The sequence below is a fragment of the Thalassotalea agariperforans genome, from assembly GCF_053470345.1.
The window spans coordinates 699,961-715,837 of sequence record NZ_JBQMWH010000001.1 but is presented as its reverse complement, the minus strand read 5'-3'; the positions used below and the strand labels follow the sequence as shown (position 1 = coordinate 715,837).

Here is a 15,877-nt window from a genome sequence, read left to right as displayed (position 1 = left end):
ATTCTAAAGTAAATACTTTAAATTGTCATCGCCTTATCTCAGGTTATAAGTGAAATCAATTCACCTACAACTAAGGCTTAATCATTAGCTAATTTATCATAGATTTAAGAACGTATGATGACGAACTATAAATACGCTTATACGTTATAAAAACCTTTATACCAGTCAACAAAGTTTTGTACACCCTGTTTAACCGACATTTTAGGCTTGTAACCGGTAGCGGTAAATAAATCTTCAACTTCCGCATAGGTTTGATAAACATCACCTGGTTGCATTGGCATTAGGTTTTTCTTCGCTTCTACCCCTAACGAGGTTTCAAGTGATTCAATAAATTCAGTTAACTTAACCGGATTACCGTTGCCAATATTAAATACTCGATAAGGGGCGCTACTTGTGGCGGCATTACCTGATTCTACTTGCCAATCAGCATTTGGCTGAGGAATGACATCTTGAATGCGAATAATACCTTCAACTATGTCATCAATATAAGTAAAATCACGGCGCATATCACCATTGTTGTAGACGTCAATTTCATCGCCTTCAACAATTTTTTTAGTGAATTTAAATAATGCCATATCAGGACGCCCCCAAGGGCCATAAACAGTAAAAAAACGTAATCCCGTTGTTGGCACACCATATAAATGAGAATAGGTATGCGACATTAACTCGTTTGATTTTTTAGTTGCTGCATATAAAGAAATGGGGTGGTCAACACTGTCTGAGGTTGAAAATGGCACTTTGGCATTTAAACCATAAACAGAGCTTGAAGAAGCATAAACTAAATGCTCAACCTTATTATGACGACAACCTTCTAATACCGCTAAGTGGCCTACTAAATTACTGTCTGCATACGCCATGGGATTATCAATTGAATAACGAACACCAGCTTGTGCCGCTAGGTGAATAACGCGGTTAAACTGCTCTTTTTTAAATAATTCAGCCATGCCTTCGCGATCGGCTAAATCTAATTCCACAAAAGTAAATGCTTTAATATCGGCTAATTCGGCTAAGCGAGCATGTTTTAAATTAACATCGTAATAATCATTAAGATTATCAATGCCTATCACTTGATGACCTTGTTCACATAACCGTTGAACAACAAAAAAGCCAATAAAACCAGCTGCACCCGTAACTAAATATTTCATTTAAAACTCTTACTATTTTTGCTATTTAAATTTTAAATAGCGGTTACAAAAAAACTCAGGTTCTTAACCAAGAAACTGAGTTTATTTAACAATTTTCTTAACGCCTATTATACTTTTTTAACACTGTCGCCACGACCAATAGCATAATAGCTAAAACCGCGTTTTTTCAGTAACGCTGGCTCGAACAAGTTACGACCATCAACAATCACTTTTGAGCTAAGTTTTTCGGCAATTAAATCAAAATCAGGCGCTCTAAATTGGCTCCACTCAGTACAAATAACTAATACATCTGCACCTTGAAGCGCCGCTTCTTTTGTCCCCATTAACGCTAAGTCGTCACGGCTACCATAAATACGCTGACATTCTTCCATCGCTTCTGGATCATAAGCTTGTACTTTAGCGCCTACTTCAAATAACGACTCCATTAATACGCGTGATGACGCTTCGCGCATATCATCCGTTTGTGGTTTAAATGATAAGCCCCAAACTGCAACAGTTTTGCCTTTTAAGTCACCGTTGAAATGGTTATTAACATGGAAAAATAATTTTTGCTTTTGTGCGTAGTTAACACTTTCTACTGCTTCTAATAACGCTGGTTTGTAATCAATCCCTTGCGCTGTTCGCACTAATGCTTGCACATCTTTCGGGAAACAAGAACCACCATAACCACAACCTGGGTAAATAAATTGATATCCAATACGTGAGTCTGAACCAATACCATGGCGAACTGCTTCAATATCAGCACCTAAAAGCTCAGCTAGGTTAGCAATTTCATTCATAAATGAAATTTTTGTTGCCAGCATACAGTTAGCTGCATATTTGGTTAATTCGGCAGAGCGAACATCCATAAAGATCATGCGATCATGGTTACGGTTAAATGGCGCGTATAATTCACGCATAGCTTCACGTGAAGCTTCATTATTGGTACCAACAACAATACGATCAGGTTTCATACAATCGTTTACGGCAGCACCTTCTTTTAAGAACTCAGGGTTTGAAACAACATCATAAGCAATATCAACACCACGCTCAGCTAACACTTCGGCAACCTTAGCTGTCACTTTATCTGCCGTACCTACAGGTACCGTTGACTTATCAATAATGATTTTTGATTCCGTCATATGCTCAGCAATTGTTGAAGCTACCGCCAACACGTATTTTAAATCAGCCGAACCGTCTTCATCAGGAGGAGTACCAACCGCAATAAACTGAACGCTACCATGGGCAACACCTTCAGCGGCATCGGTTGTAAACTTTAATAAACCATCTTTATACGTTTGCTCAACTAACGGTGTTAAGCCTGGTTCATAAATAGGAATAATACCCTTTTTTAAGTTCTCAACTCTTGTTTCATCAATATCAACACAAATAACGTCGTGTCCAACAGAAGCTAAAATAGCCGCCTGAACAAGGCCAACATAGCCAATCCCAAAAACTGTAACTTTCATGTACTTCCCTAAAAAATGTTATTCAAAACTCTATAAAACAATATTAAACATTCACAAGCCGCTATACAAGCGGAAAGATATATCTTAGATACAAGTGGCAAGTTACAAGATACAAGCGAAAAGTTACAAGTTAATAGCTACAAGTGGAAAGTTACAAGATACAAGACTTAGCTCGGTATTAAACCTTAACCGCAGACTTAATCCTTGTAGCTTGTTTCTTGTATCTAACTCCTTGCAGCTTATATCTTTTTTCTCGTACCTTGTTCTAGATACAAACACCAACTATCAACGTTAAGCTAATCCTGCAGAATGAATTCTTGTATCTTGTACCTTGTAGCTTATTTCTTGTATCTAACTCCTTGTAACTTGCAGCTTGTATCTTGTAGCTTGCATCTTGTATCTTGTATCTTGTATCTTGTATCTTGTATCTTGTAGCTTGTACCTTGTATCTTGTAGCTTCAACCTTGATCTGCTATCAAAGACTTAGCTAACTTAACAAAGGCTTGAAAATCAACAAGGTGCTTTTCAATCACGTATTTTACAATATCAAGATTCAACTCTTGGTAATCATGTACAGCAATATTTCTTAAACCAACCATTTTTCCTAAATTCATCGCTAGATCTTCAGGTATTAACCCTGCTTTAAACAAAAAATTAAAACTGTCTCGACTGCGTTGAGGAATACCTAATTTTCTTTGCTTAGTAAGATAGTTAGCTAAATCAATTGCAGCTTCGCAAGCTCGTTGTAAATTTAAAAGAATGGAATCTTGCCGAGTAAAATCGGTAGCTAAATTATTACCAACCTCTTGATAAACATCTTCAATGCGTTTTATGCACCGCTCAATGGTCACTGCTTTATTGATAATAACGTCATTCATTAGCTATATACTCTTTAACTATTTCATCTCTTTCAGCATTTAAATGTTGATACATAGACATAACTTGCATTTCAAACGCTGCTTGCTGTTCAAAAGCATCATAAATACACACGCCATTAAAAATAATTTGATGTTGCATTACCGTACTGGCTTCTAATAAATCGACTAAATCAACATCTTTTTTTAGAACTTCTGCTAATTCAGTTGCGATATTCCAACGTGCCAGCGGCTCAAGTTTATTACCACATAAAACAGCAATATCAACATCACTGTCTTCATGCACAGCACCTGAAACTTGCGAACCAAAAATATAAATCAGCGAAAGACCAGAAAACTCACTCGTTAACAAAGTAATTATTTGTTTTGCTAAGTTATCAAACAATTCACTAGCCATAAAATCACTGTTCCATTTAGCTGATTCAAAATCTCATCGTTAGTCGCTTCAAGCTTCTAGCTTGTATCTCGCTCCTTGTATCTAAAACGCAGCAACTTTCTCTAAAACTTGTTTCACTAAACCTTGCGCAACCGCTTCAGAAGTTGACTCTGCATAACAACGTAGCTCAGGTGCATTACCTGATGGACGTAAATGAATAACGTCGTTATTTGATAACGTGATTCGTAAACCGTCAGTGGTATTAACATTAGTTACGCTGACATCACTAAAACCTAACATAGCAATTAACTGACTAGGATCTGCTTGGTGATCAGCAATTAACTGCTGACTTTTTGCAGTAGCAAAGTTTTGTATACGATCACTGGCTGAATGACGAATTGAACAAGCATCAACTAAAGCCGAAATACTACCAGCGCTTTTACTGGCTGATAACAACATAATGGCAGGTAACACGGCATCACGTGTTGGTAAGGCTTTTAAAATTTGCTGATTCAATTGTGTATCTGAACCTAATAAAAATCCGCCATTGGCTTCAAAGCCCGCAACTGAGTTATATTGTTTAGCTAAAGCTTCAAATTCTGCAATCACGTAAGGTGAACCAATACGGGTTCGAGTAATATGTTTAAATGCTTGGCTTAATTCAATTGACGTATTGCTATTAACAGGAATCGCCAAAGCTTCAACATTTAACGCCTTAGCACATAATAAACCTAAAATATCACCACGTAGCCAGTGGCCTTTTTCGTCAGAAATTAATGGTCGATCACCGTCACCATCAGTAGAAAATATCGCGTCAAAGCCATATTTTTTAGACCATGTTAATGCTTTTTGTTTATCCGCATCAGATACGGCTTCAGTATCAATAGGCACAAACTGATCACTACGTTCTAGTGACACAACTTCGGCACCAAGTTGTTCAAATAACGCTTGATAAATATCTCGGCCAGCACTTGAATGCTCATAAATACCAATTTTTTTACCGGTTAATAAATCAGCATCAAATAATGATGTATATCTTGCTACGTATTCATTTTCGGCACTTTTATCAACAACTAATTCTGGTAAGTTTGCTGCTGATAACGGCTCAAATTCACATGCTTGGGTTAAAATACCGGTTTCATCGGCTTTGGTAATTTCACCATCAGGACGATAAAATTTTAAACCATTGCGATCAAATGGAATATGGCTGCCAGTAACCATAATACAAGGAATATTGCGTTGCATGGCCGCATAAGCCAATGCCGGAGTTGGAATAACACCATGATAATGTACCGTAATCTCCAGCTCAGTTAATGCTGCAGCACAGGCCTGCGCCATAGCATAACTACTTGGGCGATTATCTACCGCTAAAGCAAACGCGTTAAATTGCCAACCCTGCTTTTTTAATGAAGCAACAAACGCATAAGTGAATGCTGCACAAGCATCAGGCGTAAACTGTTCAACTAAACCGCGCGCACCACTGGTACCAAAAGCAATACCACTTTGTTTAATAACTTCACTCGTTACCAACATAAAAACAACCTTTAAATAAAATCTTTAATAAACGGAGGGTAATAGCTACAAGCGGAAAGCTTCAAGTTATAAGCGGAAAGTTTGAAGCTTGTATCTTGCAACTTACAGCTTATAGCTTATAGCTTGTATCTTACAGCTTAAAGCTTATAGATGCCCCCTACTCAACCCGTCCGTAACGATCTTCAAAACGCACAATATCGTCTTCGCCTAAATAAGAGCCTGATTGAACTTCAATCAACTCTAAATCAACCTTACCCGGGTTTTCTAAAGCGTGAATAACACCAATTGGAATATAAGTTGATTGGTTTTCAGTTAGCATAATTTGCTTGTCGCCATTGGTTACCATGGCCGTTCCTGATACCACAATCCAATGCTCGGCGCGATGATGATGCATTTGCACTGATAACTTAGCACCTGGTTTTACCGTAATACGTTTAACTTGGAAGCGTTCACCGTTATCAACTGAGTCATACTTACCCCACGGGCGATATACTTCACGGTGTAATTTGAATTCACTGCGATCATTCGCTTTAAGTTCATTAACAACATTTTTAACTAATTGCACTTCTGATTTTTTAGAAACCAAAATAGCATCTTTGGTTTCAACAACCACTACGTCATCTAAACCAATCACCGCCACTAGCTTTTCTTCAGCATTAACATAAGAATTAGTGCTGTTAACTGAAATTACATCACCTTTAAAAGCATTGCCGTTTTCGTCTTTGTCTTCAATTTCCCAAAGGGCCGACCAACTACCTACATCACTCCAACCACAATCCATTGGTACAACAACCGCTTGGGTAGTATTTTCCATTACCGCATAATCGATAGAGTCATCAGGACAAGCTTCAAATGCCGCTTTATCAACACGAATAAAATCAGCATCAGCTTGGGTACTAGCAATTGAGTTTTCACAAGCGGTATAAATGGCAGGGTTATGAGCTTTTAACTCTGCTAAATAAGTACTGGCTTTAAACAAGAACATACCACTGTTCCAGTAATAATCACCACTAGCTAAGTATTGCTCTGCTGTGGCTAAATCTGGTTTTTCAACAAACTCGCTGACCACAAACGCGTCAGACTCTGCACCAGAAATACTATCACCACCTTTAATATAACCATAACCGGTTTCAGGTGCGGTAGGAACAATACCAAAAGTAACTAATTTACCTTCTTGTGCAAGCGGCGCAGCATTATTAACCGACTGACAAAATGCAGCCTCGTTTTTAATAACATGATCAGCTGCTAAAACAAGCAGCAAAGGATCATCACCATTTTTAACAGCATTTAACGCCGCAAGTGCAATAGCTGGTGCCGTATTACGACCAACCGGCTCTAAAATAATACCGCTATTAGCAATTTTATTAGCACGAAATTGCTCAGCTACTGAAAAACGATGTTCTTCATTACAAATTACTACCGGTGCTTCATGCTCAATACCCGTCAAACGCATCGCAGTATTTTGCAACATAGAATGTTCGCCGCTAAGGGTTAAAAATTGCTTGGGAAATAATTGGCGAGAAAGCGGCCATAACCGTGTGCCTGAGCCACCAGCCATAATTACAGGTAAAATCATAGTGCATCCATATTGAAATTTTTAAATCATGTTAATAGTTGAATAATAAAGTATTCACGTTGAAGATTACAGGGTTTTTGTAGTATTAAAAATAAACCAGCAGAATTGATAACAGACACAAGTAGAAAGTTACAAAAACTATCTCAGCACCTAACCTTAACTCGTAGACTGAATTCTTGTAGCTTGTATCTAGCCTCTTGTATCTTTGCCCTTGTAACTAGCTCCCCTTCCCAATCCTTACAACCTCAACCAATGGCTGCAATTTATCTACCAATGCCGATTTTGCATGTTCATCACCATGCACAACAATAACCTCTTTAGGTTTTATGCGCATACGTTTAACAAAATTCACTAAATTGTTTTGATCAGCATGAGCCGAATAACCAGAAATAGTATGCACACCTGCGTTTATATCTACACGTTCATCATCAATATAAACATAACCGGGCTTATTAGGGTTACTGCCATATTTTTGAATGTTATGGCCTAAAGTACCGCGAGCTTGATAACCAACAAACAACACATCAGCTTTAACATCCGTTAAAAAGCGCGATAAATAATTAACTACCCTGCCACCACTGCACATACCACTAGCGGCAATAACAATGGCAGGCTTATTACGCGTAGCTAAATAATTGATAGTAGCTAAGTGGGTTTGATGACTATCTATGGTATGCAGCGCATCAAAACTTAGCGGATGCCGACCAGACGACAAACGATTGCGGGCTTCTTTATCCCAAAGCGCAGTAAATTTTCGATAATACTGCGTAAACTCCGCGGCCATTGGCGAATCAACAATTACCTCAATATTCGCCAATTTATTTTCATCATTTAAAGAAGCTGCATTGCCTTGAGTATGATCTGACGCCCTCGATAAAACAGCTAACTTTTCACGCGTAATAATATGCTCAAGCTCATATAACAACTCTTGCGTTCGGCCAATGCTAAAGGCCGGAATAATTACCACACCATTGTCACTAATAGCGCGTTTTAATACGCCTTTTAACTGTTCGCTACGTTGTTTACGGCCAGCATGGTTTTTATCGCCATAAGTACTTTCGATCACTAATACATCGGCTTTATAAGGTGATTTAGGTGCAGGTAACAGCGGCGCGTAGGTTGCTCCTAAATCTCCCGAAAAAACTACGCGCTGAGTAAGTTTTTTATTTGCGGTGTATATTGCAGATTTAAAAGCAACATCAATTTCAACATAAGCCGAGCCTAAAATATGCCCTGCTGGCTGAAACTTAACTTTTACTGCTAACTGGCCAACTTTTTGATTCAATAATTGCTTACGGGAAAATTCCAGTTGATACCACTGCTTGTAAGGCACAGCAACTAATTGTTTTTTCAATAAGGTTAAACAGGCTTTAATAATACTCGCGTTGCGGGTAACACCAACTTTAAGGGCGTCTTCAATAACTAAAGGTAATAACGCCGCAGTAGCCTCAGTGGCAATAATAGGCCCGGTAAAACCGGCAGCTAATAAATAAGGAATACGGCCAACATGGTCAATATGACAATGGGTAACAATTAACGCCTGCACACCAGATACATCAAAACCAATCGCCAATTGCTCGGCACTGGCACCATTAACCGTTTCAGCTCCTTGAAACAAACCACAATCAATTAACACGCTGGCATTTACTTGCTCAAGGCTTGGTAAAAAATGTAATTGATGACAAGAGCCAGTAACACCATCAACCGCGCCATGGTGGCTTATTTTGGTTAAGGCCAAGGTGTTTTCATTAGTAGAGGTATTAACGTTATTGTTGAGATTTTCCATAAATTACATCCTTGTAACTAATGCTATTCTTTTAAAACCATATAAACATAATAGTTTTCAGTTGAAATAAATTTAATAAAACGCACGATAATCACAATTTAGGAAATAGTGTATTGACTATTAAATCAACTCCCTTAAATTCATTTTTAATATATTTATCAAAAGTCATAGGAGTGATTTTTTCAAGCATTTCATTTAACTGACATAATTGATAACAAACCAATGCAAAATTTTTACTTTTCACAAAATTTGCCAACTCCAATTGATGCTGATCTTTTCGATAAATATTAGGAACCACAATTAATTTTTGTTTTTGCTCTAACAAACGATAAACAGATCCAGCCCCAGCATGGGTAATAACAACATCAGCCCATTCATACCATTCATTGATGTTTTCAATAAAATGAAATGCTCTTTTAAAGTTCTCTATATTACCTGCAGGGGACTGAATTACTAATTCATATTTATTGTCTATATTTTGTGCTATAAGTGCATCCAATAATTCAGGGAACAAAGTTGTACCAAGAGTAACAAAAACTTTCATAACTTCCCCTTGTAAATACAATTTTTATATATTTTTTTAAGAGACTCATTTTGAATAAAAAACACATTGCTAAACTGATTTAATAATTTCCCAGTCAAAGAAGCTCTTTCAAACCTAGACCAGCTTTCAAACGCAATAACTTTTTTTCCTAATAATTTAAGTAGTATTGTCGGTAAAATAGTCACTCCAGGACCTGTAGTTATAATTCCAACAACATTATATTTAGCTTGTATACGAAAAATGTCTATAGTTTGTTTAACAAGCAAGTAAGGTAAAGTAAGAAATGTTTTTATTAAAGAATGTTTATCTCTTGCTTCACTATATAGATAACAACTCACCTGTTTAATCTTTGTATCTAATGACTTTGAGGAATCAGTAATGAGGATACACTGTATATTTGTAGGTAATTTACCCTCCAACTTGCCAATTAATCTTTGCATTTGCTCTTGATGCCCACCTTTACCAAAGGCAAGTAAAATCACTCTATCTTTCAAAAATTTTCCTTATCAATTATCAAGCGGTCAAGTACCATAATTACCACTTTCATTTATCAAAACTCAATACATATAAAGTGCGATTAAATATGATTTCAATACCCGATTATACGTAGCTCACATTATAAAAACCAATATATTCACATTTAGCTATAAATTAATGCTACAAAAATTTATAATCTTATTTTACATAGAGGTATCGAGAAAAAGTAACGCCATAGAAAAATTGTAAGTAATTTACTCTAATTTCATTAAGTTACTTTTATCATTATTAAATAATTGTTTTTGTTAATTTACGCAAAGACAAATAATATTAAATACCTCGGTTATTAAAATAACATAAAGTAAAACTCGCAATTTAATTAGACTCAAAAAATACAAGGTAATGTTTTGGCAAATAACAATCACGAAGATTATAGCTTTTATGAATTACTCAAATACTTGTGGTATAAAAAAACATTCTTAATACCCGCAGTTACTATAGTAATGGCTTTGACTGCAATTTGGAGCTTTACATTACCTAATATTTATCGTTCACAAGTTCTTTTATCTCCTACAGAAGATAGTCAAGGTTCAGGCTTATCCTCAATGGGAGCTCAATTAGGTGGTTTAGCTTCTATTGCAGGTATTAATTTAGGAAATGCAAGTTCCGACAAAGTAACTATCGCATTAGAAATAGTAAAATCAAGAAAATTCCTCGAGCATTTCATCACAAAACATAATATAGCTATCCCACTATTTGCCGGCTTAAAGTGGGATGCAGAACAAAAAGCATTACTTTTAGATAAAACAATATATGACAATGAAAATAAAGCTTGGCTAAGAGAAACAGAGTCAAATGAATCTTTAGAGCCATCATCAGGATTGTTATACTCAGAATTTTTAGATATTTTCGAAATCCAACATGATAAAACAAGTAACTTAGTGACGCTAAGTATCGACTTTTTATCTCCTAAATTATCAAAAGAATGGTTAGACAATATCGTAGCTGATTTAAATAGCACCATGAGAATTAGAGATATCCAATCATTACAAAAAAGTATCGAATATTTACAAAACAAGGCAGATCAAACAGTAGATCATGAAATGAAGACTATGTTTTTTCAACTTATACAAGAACAGTCTAAAAAGCTAATGATCGCAGAAATCACACCGGAATATATATTTGAAACGCTTGATCCTGCTTTCTATCCGCTCGATAAAAGCTCTCCTTCTAGACTACTAATAATATTGATGTCAGGACTATTAGTTGGAGCTGCAATGATATTTTTCATGATGTTACGTTTTTTTATAGTGCCAAGAGAAAATTAGATATGGAAAAATTTCATAAAAACATTTTCGTTAAAACAAGAAATCTAGTTCGAAATTTAATAGTAAACCTCAATCTAACATTTTTAAGAAAAATTTTCGGTATCAATATTGGTAAAGGCACTATAATCAGCCTCAAAGCCCAATTAGATAAAACCAATCCTAAAGGTCTTTATATAGGTGAATATTGCTACTTAGCTGCTGACTCACTCATTTTAAGCCATGATTATATAAACAGAATACATGTAAAAACAACGATAGGAAATAATGTTTTTATTGGTGCTAAAGTGATTGTTTTACCAGGAGTGACTATAGCAAACAATGTTATTGTTGCTGCGGGGGCTGTAGTTAATAAAGACATTACTACAAGCAATGTTATTGTTGCTGGTAATCCTGCTCGGATAGTATCAGAAAACGTAAATATTGGACAACATGGTCGTAAGCTATAATTCTATGACACATAGTGACCGTTCAAAACAAAAAGATGCTGTACAGACCTTTATACTATTCTTGTTTTCATTTTATTTATTAGTTGACTCTTTAAATGGCTTTGTAACTCAAAAATTAGGCTTACCAAGCGTATTATCGGTAGCTTACAAACAACTCTTGCTACTCTCTTTATACTTATACTCATTCTATTATTCCAAAAATACTTTTATTATACTTAATGGGATTTTTTTAAGTGTTTTTTCTTGGGCAGTTTTTCGATTCTTTTTAGTAGACAATATTGGGTTTATTCATTCATTTCAAGAAGCTCTAAAAGTTGCTTATTTTTTTATCGTATTTACTGTAATGTCAAATTTCAGACGCTTAACTGAAAAAAACTTTCAAATAATAATGTTAGCATTTACGCTAGTACTACTGATTAATGTTGTTTTTTCTTTAGTTGGTATAGGGTTTACAACATATGGCAGTTTTGGTGCAAAAGGTTTTTTTTATGGTGGTAACGCTCTATCTGGTGTAATCGTTATAATATCAAGTGCCTTTTTATGTCGTTCTTTTCAAAAATCCATAACAAATTTTATTTTTACATCCGTTGCTTTATTAATTCTTGCCACAGTAATAGGCACGAAAAGTGGCATGTTAGGTGTATTTTTAGTCGTACTATTGGTGATGGCTTTCAACTTAAATTTAAAAATTTTTACTCTCGCAATAGCAGTTATAGCGCTAACAACAGCTCTTATAATCAATTTATATGATGTACTTGTTGAAAGTCCTATTTTAGTAAGAATGACTCATTTTTACGACCAAGGAGGGTTAAGTCGTCTCTTATTTTCGGGACGTGAAGATAAATTCATGCACATAATGCCAAGTTTTCTAGAACAGAACGTAGCACAACAACTCTTAGGATATAACAAGTTTAAACTTAATATGCTTGAATCAACATTAACTGAATTTGATGTTGCTGATATGTTTATACTGTTTGGCGCAATATTTACATTAATAACATTTATTGCTTATGCAGGTATATTTTTAAAAATAACATTTACCAGTCATGGCGTAATATCTCAAGCAGCAACTATTTCATTTATTGTATTAACATGTATTGCGTTTATAGCCGGCCATATATTTTTTAACGGCGTAGTAACACCTCTATGGGGACTAATTTGTGCGGCTGCAATAGCTACTTCTAGGAGTAAGAATACCGAGTTGCGTAACCTTTAGATTAAAAATAAAACTTATCTTTACTGCTATTAAAGCTCTGAATACACCTGAACATATTTATTAGCTGCTTGCTCGCTATTCATTACATGCGCCAAACTCAAACAACGCTCTTGTAACTGTTGATAATCATGCTCTGTTAGCGTCAAAGCTTGAGTTATGACTACATTTAATGCTTCACTAAAAAACTCATCATTTTCAACAAGGTAACCTGAATCACTAGTCACAAGAGTAGAAGAACCATCTGTTTTACTTGCAATAACAGGTGTTCCACACGACAAAGCTTCTGCTATAACTAAACCATAAGATTCATAGTAAGAGCAACTAACTAAATATTTACTTTGTTGGTATAATTCGGCTAATTCAACTGCAGCTAATCTATCATGGCGGGTTAGTATATGTTGTACTGGCCAATGTTCATTCAACCAATTATTTAATATTCCATTACCAACAACAACAACATTCAAAGGCCTTTTAATACGACTAATCGCTTTAATAAATCGTTTAATACCTTTGTTCTCATCTAACCTACCAACAAAAGCCAAATCATAAATTTTATTTTTTTCTTTATAGTTAAAAGCGCTATCAACACCAATAGGAATAACCCAACTTGGCTTTTGGAAATCATATTTTAAATGTTTTTTTAAACCTTCACTAGCAAACACAATACCATCAATACGTTGTAAAGCTTTCCAATATAAAGAGATTGGTGATTGGTACTTATAAATATCACTACCATGAAAATTGATCAATATCTTCACATTTTTATAAATAAAAATTTTATATAAGAGCGCAAGTAGTACCGTTGGAAAGAAAAAGTGAACATGAATTATATCAATTTTATTTTTTTTAAAAATATACTTAATAAAAAAGCTAACACTCCAAACAGGGTATTTAAAAAGCTTATGTAATATAGACGTTCCATTCCATCTCATACTATGCAATTCAAAATCAGTATTCGGAAATTGTTGCTGACAGGTTTGATATTGTCTTTTTAAAAAAGCAAGATCGAAAGGAGCCTTTTTATGAGCTCCCATATTAGTTAACCAAAGTATGCGCATTAACGAAATATTATCCCTTTTGGTAATAGCAACGAAGTTACTTACCCGACATATATTTCTTTTTTAACTTTTGCAAAAAAGGAAAATAAGAAATTAACCAAAGTTTTATAACTTTTTTGTAGCTATGTGGTGAAAATAAGCGAACACCTAAACTAAAACTCAGAGGTGTTTTTTTAGCTTCAATCAGCTTTAATTGAAAAGCTACTTTATTAGCTTTACTCATATATGAACTATAACGCTGATAATATAATTCAAAGCCATTAATACGGTTTGTCGAAAATGTAATTCTAGGTTCATTATGGCCAGCATGAATAATATAAGTCGGAGAAGCAATTTTTAACGCCACACCAAACTTTTGAGTTAACCTAGTCCACATTTCCCAATCTTGGCAAGCTGGAAAATCAACATCAAACAAGCCAGCATCAATAATTTTTTGTTTTTTAACTAATACTTGATTAGTCGCAAAATTCTGATTTAGTTGGTCATTAAAAGTAATTAATTGCTCTTTTCCACCCAATAATGTTCGTCGTTTACCATGATCCCACCATTGTGCAGAAGTAACAAAAGAATACTCATCATCATAAGCTGATAATAGTTTCTCAATGCGATCGTGAGTAAATTCATCATCATCATCAAGTCCAGTAACAAATGTTCCTTTAGCTGCCAATATAGCTTTATTTCGTGCTGCACAAGCACCTTCTGAAATAACATTTGAAAAATAGCGAACTTTCTCATTTGTAACTGACAATTCAGCCAAGTAATCCACTGTACCATCGGTTGAACCATCATCAACAATAATTAATTCAATATTATTATGGGTTTGTGCTAATACCGAGTTAATCGCTCGCTTTAACAAAGGCAGGCGATTTTTAGTTGGCATATAAACAGTAACTAATGTCATCGCATTTACCAATTAACTATTTACTATTTACTGACAAAGCAAGCTTTTGCCACATAACTTCAGAAGAAGCTTTAAATTCGGTAATTTTAGGAGCTAATGTTTGTTTAATATCCTGCTGATTTTCAATTACGCTAGCAACAAGTTCATTAATGGCCGCAGTTGCTATATCAGCAGAAAGTAAAAATTCACCGACATTATATTCATTAAATAACTTTTCATACTTATGGCTCCAACTTGTAGCAATACAAGGAACCCCTTGCGATAACGCACTAACGCAGCCATGATAACGTGAGCAAACCACTGTTTTGGCATGACCAATAATAGCTTTAACATCTAATGGTGATTCTGGCGCAACAACTTCTAAAGGAGAACTTAGTAAGCTATTTATTTGCTGACAAATATTTTCATCAGATTTTCCTTCATGATTTAATAAAAAAACCTCTTCGCCTTGCTCAACAAAAGCAAGAATAGTTTGATGAATAATATTAATATAATTCGTACGCCATAATTCATTTTTGTTTTTACTACTCAACATTTTACTATTCGGGATTATCGCTATTTTCCCTGATAAGTGATTATATTTTTTATCTAATGTTGTCGATACTAGGTTAGTAAAGTCAGGTGCCTGAATAATGTTTGCATTTTCCGTACAACTTTTTGCGTATAAAAAAGACTCTTCTTCTCTTGCAAAAACAATCGCGGCCGCTTCAAATGCATTTTTAGCTGCTAGCTGGTTTTCTTTTGAACTAAAGGGACCTAACGCTTGAGGCATAAACACATAATGTTTATTTTTACGCTGTAAGCGCTTTGCTTCAATCGCTGTTTGCTTCAATATTAAAGTGCTCCACTGATCACCATAAGTAAAGCCCGAGGCATCTAATACGATATCTACATCAGGCTCCATTACTATGCCCCATTTTACTTTTATACGATTCCTTAAAGATGTGGGTATAAAATAAAATAAACCGTTTAAATCGATAACATTTTTTTTAAGGGATAACCTTTGATATGCACCTACCTCTGCTCTTTTATGGTAAGGTGACATGGCATTAGGCGCTAAACAAAACTCTGCATCTGGCCAAATACTTCCAGCCTTTTGTAAAATAGCGTGTAACATCAGTTCAGCGCCTTTATTAACAAATTGCACACCTTTAATTTCAATTAGCAT

15 protein-coding genes are annotated in these 15,877 nt (G+C 35.2%); 3 read left to right on the top strand and 12 right to left on the bottom strand.

Features of this window, described 5'->3' with window-relative positions; genetic code table 11:
- Positions 1-137 precede the first annotated feature (137 nt).
- The 9 genes from ACSLUO_RS03130 to pssD form a co-directional block, all read right to left on the bottom strand.
- Entirely contained in the window at positions 138-1,145 is a 1,008-nt protein-coding gene (locus tag ACSLUO_RS03130) for an NAD-dependent epimerase (protein ID WP_448246104.1), read from the bottom strand.
- 107 nt (positions 1,146-1,252) lie between these two features.
- Positions 1,253-2,593, bottom strand: coding sequence for a UDP-glucose dehydrogenase family protein (locus ACSLUO_RS03125; RefSeq protein ID WP_448246102.1), 1,341 nt, complete (start codon positions 2,591-2,593; stop codon positions 1,253-1,255).
- 458 nt (positions 2,594-3,051) lie between these two features.
- Positions 3,052-3,471, bottom strand: a complete 420-nt coding sequence (gene hepT / locus ACSLUO_RS03120; RefSeq protein ID WP_448246100.1) for a type VII toxin-antitoxin system HepT family RNase toxin — start codon at positions 3,469-3,471, stop codon at positions 3,052-3,054.
- The gene (gene mntA, locus ACSLUO_RS03115) at positions 3,464-3,865 is read right to left on the bottom strand and encodes a type VII toxin-antitoxin system MntA family adenylyltransferase antitoxin (RefSeq protein ID WP_448246098.1); all 402 of its coding nucleotides are present in this window, start codon (positions 3,863-3,865) and stop codon (positions 3,464-3,466) included. Before mntA ends, hepT begins: the two co-directional genes overlap by 8 nt.
- A gap of 81 nt (positions 3,866-3,946) precedes the next feature.
- Entirely contained in the window at positions 3,947-5,377 is a 1,431-nt protein-coding gene (locus tag ACSLUO_RS03110; RefSeq protein WP_448246097.1) for a phosphomannomutase, read from the bottom strand.
- Positions 5,378-5,534: 157 nt separating this feature from the next.
- Positions 5,535-6,953, bottom strand: coding sequence for a mannose-1-phosphate guanylyltransferase/mannose-6-phosphate isomerase (locus ACSLUO_RS03105; RefSeq protein ID WP_448246096.1), 1,419 nt, complete (start codon positions 6,951-6,953; stop codon positions 5,535-5,537).
- A 217-nt stretch (positions 6,954-7,170) separates the two neighbouring features.
- Positions 7,171-8,739: an MBL fold metallo-hydrolase RNA specificity domain-containing protein gene (locus tag ACSLUO_RS03100; RefSeq protein WP_448246094.1), complete on the bottom strand. Its 1,569-nt coding sequence runs from the start codon at positions 8,737-8,739 to the stop codon at positions 7,171-7,173.
- A 91-nt stretch (positions 8,740-8,830) separates the two neighbouring features.
- Positions 8,831-9,283, bottom strand: a complete 453-nt coding sequence (gene pssE / locus ACSLUO_RS03095) for a PssE/Cps14G family polysaccharide biosynthesis glycosyltransferase (RefSeq protein WP_448246092.1) — start codon at positions 9,281-9,283, stop codon at positions 8,831-8,833.
- A complete protein-coding gene (pssD, locus tag ACSLUO_RS03090) occupies positions 9,280-9,777 on the bottom strand; it encodes a PssD/Cps14F family polysaccharide biosynthesis glycosyltransferase (RefSeq protein ID WP_448246090.1) in 498 nt (165 codons plus the stop codon). Before pssD ends, pssE begins: the two co-directional genes overlap by 4 nt.
- A gap of 390 nt (positions 9,778-10,167) precedes the next feature.
- Between pssD and ACSLUO_RS03085 the strand changes: the two genes are divergently transcribed.
- Genes ACSLUO_RS03085 through ACSLUO_RS03075 form a run of 3 tightly spaced genes read left to right on the top strand, consistent with a single transcriptional unit; the run spans position 10,168 to position 12,750 of the window.
- Positions 10,168-11,088 (top strand): Wzz/FepE/Etk N-terminal domain-containing protein, encoded by a 921-nt coding sequence (locus tag ACSLUO_RS03085; RefSeq protein ID WP_448246088.1) that lies wholly within the window; start codon positions 10,168-10,170, stop codon positions 11,086-11,088.
- A 2-nt stretch (positions 11,089-11,090) separates the two neighbouring features.
- Complete coding sequence (locus tag ACSLUO_RS03080; RefSeq protein WP_448246086.1) at positions 11,091-11,534, top strand: acyltransferase; 444 nt, start codon at positions 11,091-11,093, stop codon at positions 11,532-11,534.
- A gap of 4 nt (positions 11,535-11,538) precedes the next feature.
- Positions 11,539-12,750, top strand: a complete 1,212-nt coding sequence (locus tag ACSLUO_RS03075; RefSeq protein ID WP_448246084.1) for an O-antigen ligase family protein — start codon at positions 11,539-11,541, stop codon at positions 12,748-12,750.
- A 29-nt stretch (positions 12,751-12,779) separates the two neighbouring features.
- Here the strand turns inward: ACSLUO_RS03075 and ACSLUO_RS03070 are convergent, their stop codons facing one another.
- The 3 genes from ACSLUO_RS03070 to ACSLUO_RS03060 form a co-directional block, all read right to left on the bottom strand.
- Complete coding sequence (locus ACSLUO_RS03070; RefSeq protein WP_448246082.1) at positions 12,780-13,784, bottom strand: glycosyltransferase family 4 protein; 1,005 nt, start codon at positions 13,782-13,784, stop codon at positions 12,780-12,782.
- 61 nt (positions 13,785-13,845) lie between these two features.
- Positions 13,846-14,709 carry a glycosyltransferase gene (locus ACSLUO_RS03065; RefSeq protein ID WP_448246080.1) on the bottom strand — a complete coding sequence of 288 codons (864 nt, stop codon included), beginning with the start codon at positions 14,707-14,709 and terminating at the stop codon, positions 13,846-13,848.
- Positions 14,710-14,725: 16 nt separating this feature from the next.
- Positions 14,726-15,877 carry a polysaccharide pyruvyl transferase family protein gene (locus ACSLUO_RS03060; RefSeq protein WP_448246078.1) on the bottom strand — a complete coding sequence of 384 codons (1,152 nt, stop codon included), beginning with the start codon at positions 15,875-15,877 and terminating at the stop codon, positions 14,726-14,728.

What these genes read in the sequence shown, in the direction of transcription:
- ACSLUO_RS03100 (WP_448246094.1), bottom strand. Translation starts at nt 8,739, where the DNA reads ATGGAAAATCTCAACAATAACGTTAATACCTCTACTAATGAAAACACC.
- ACSLUO_RS03075 (WP_448246084.1), top strand. Translation starts at nt 11,539, where the DNA reads ATGACACATAGTGACCGTTCAAAACAAAAAGATGCTGTACAGACCTTT.
- ACSLUO_RS03130 (WP_448246104.1), bottom strand. Translation starts at nt 1,145, where the DNA reads ATGAAATATTTAGTTACGGGTGCAGCTGGTTTTATTGGCTTTTTTGTT.
- ACSLUO_RS03070 (WP_448246082.1), bottom strand. Translation starts at nt 13,784, where the DNA reads ATGGGAGCTCATAAAAAGGCTCCTTTCGATCTTGCTTTTTTAAAAAGA.
- ACSLUO_RS03125 (WP_448246102.1), bottom strand. Translation starts at nt 2,593, where the DNA reads ATGAAAGTTACAGTTTTTGGGATTGGCTATGTTGGCCTTGTTCAGGCG.
- ACSLUO_RS03105 (WP_448246096.1), bottom strand. Translation starts at nt 6,953, where the DNA reads ATGATTTTACCTGTAATTATGGCTGGTGGCTCAGGCACACGGTTATGG.
- pssE (WP_448246092.1), bottom strand. Translation starts at nt 9,283, where the DNA reads ATGAAAGTTTTTGTTACTCTTGGTACAACTTTGTTCCCTGAATTATTG.
- mntA (WP_448246098.1), bottom strand. Translation starts at nt 3,865, where the DNA reads ATGGCTAGTGAATTGTTTGATAACTTAGCAAAACAAATAATTACTTTG.
- hepT (WP_448246100.1), bottom strand. Translation starts at nt 3,471, where the DNA reads ATGAATGACGTTATTATCAATAAAGCAGTGACCATTGAGCGGTGCATA.
- ACSLUO_RS03110 (WP_448246097.1), bottom strand. Translation starts at nt 5,377, where the DNA reads ATGTTGGTAACGAGTGAAGTTATTAAACAAAGTGGTATTGCTTTTGGT.
- ACSLUO_RS03065 (WP_448246080.1), bottom strand. Translation starts at nt 14,709, where the DNA reads ATGACATTAGTTACTGTTTATATGCCAACTAAAAATCGCCTGCCTTTG.
- ACSLUO_RS03080 (WP_448246086.1), top strand. Translation starts at nt 11,091, where the DNA reads ATGGAAAAATTTCATAAAAACATTTTCGTTAAAACAAGAAATCTAGTT.
- ACSLUO_RS03060 (WP_448246078.1), bottom strand. Translation starts at nt 15,877, where the DNA reads ATGCTAATTGAAATTAAAGGTGTGCAATTTGTTAATAAAGGCGCTGAA.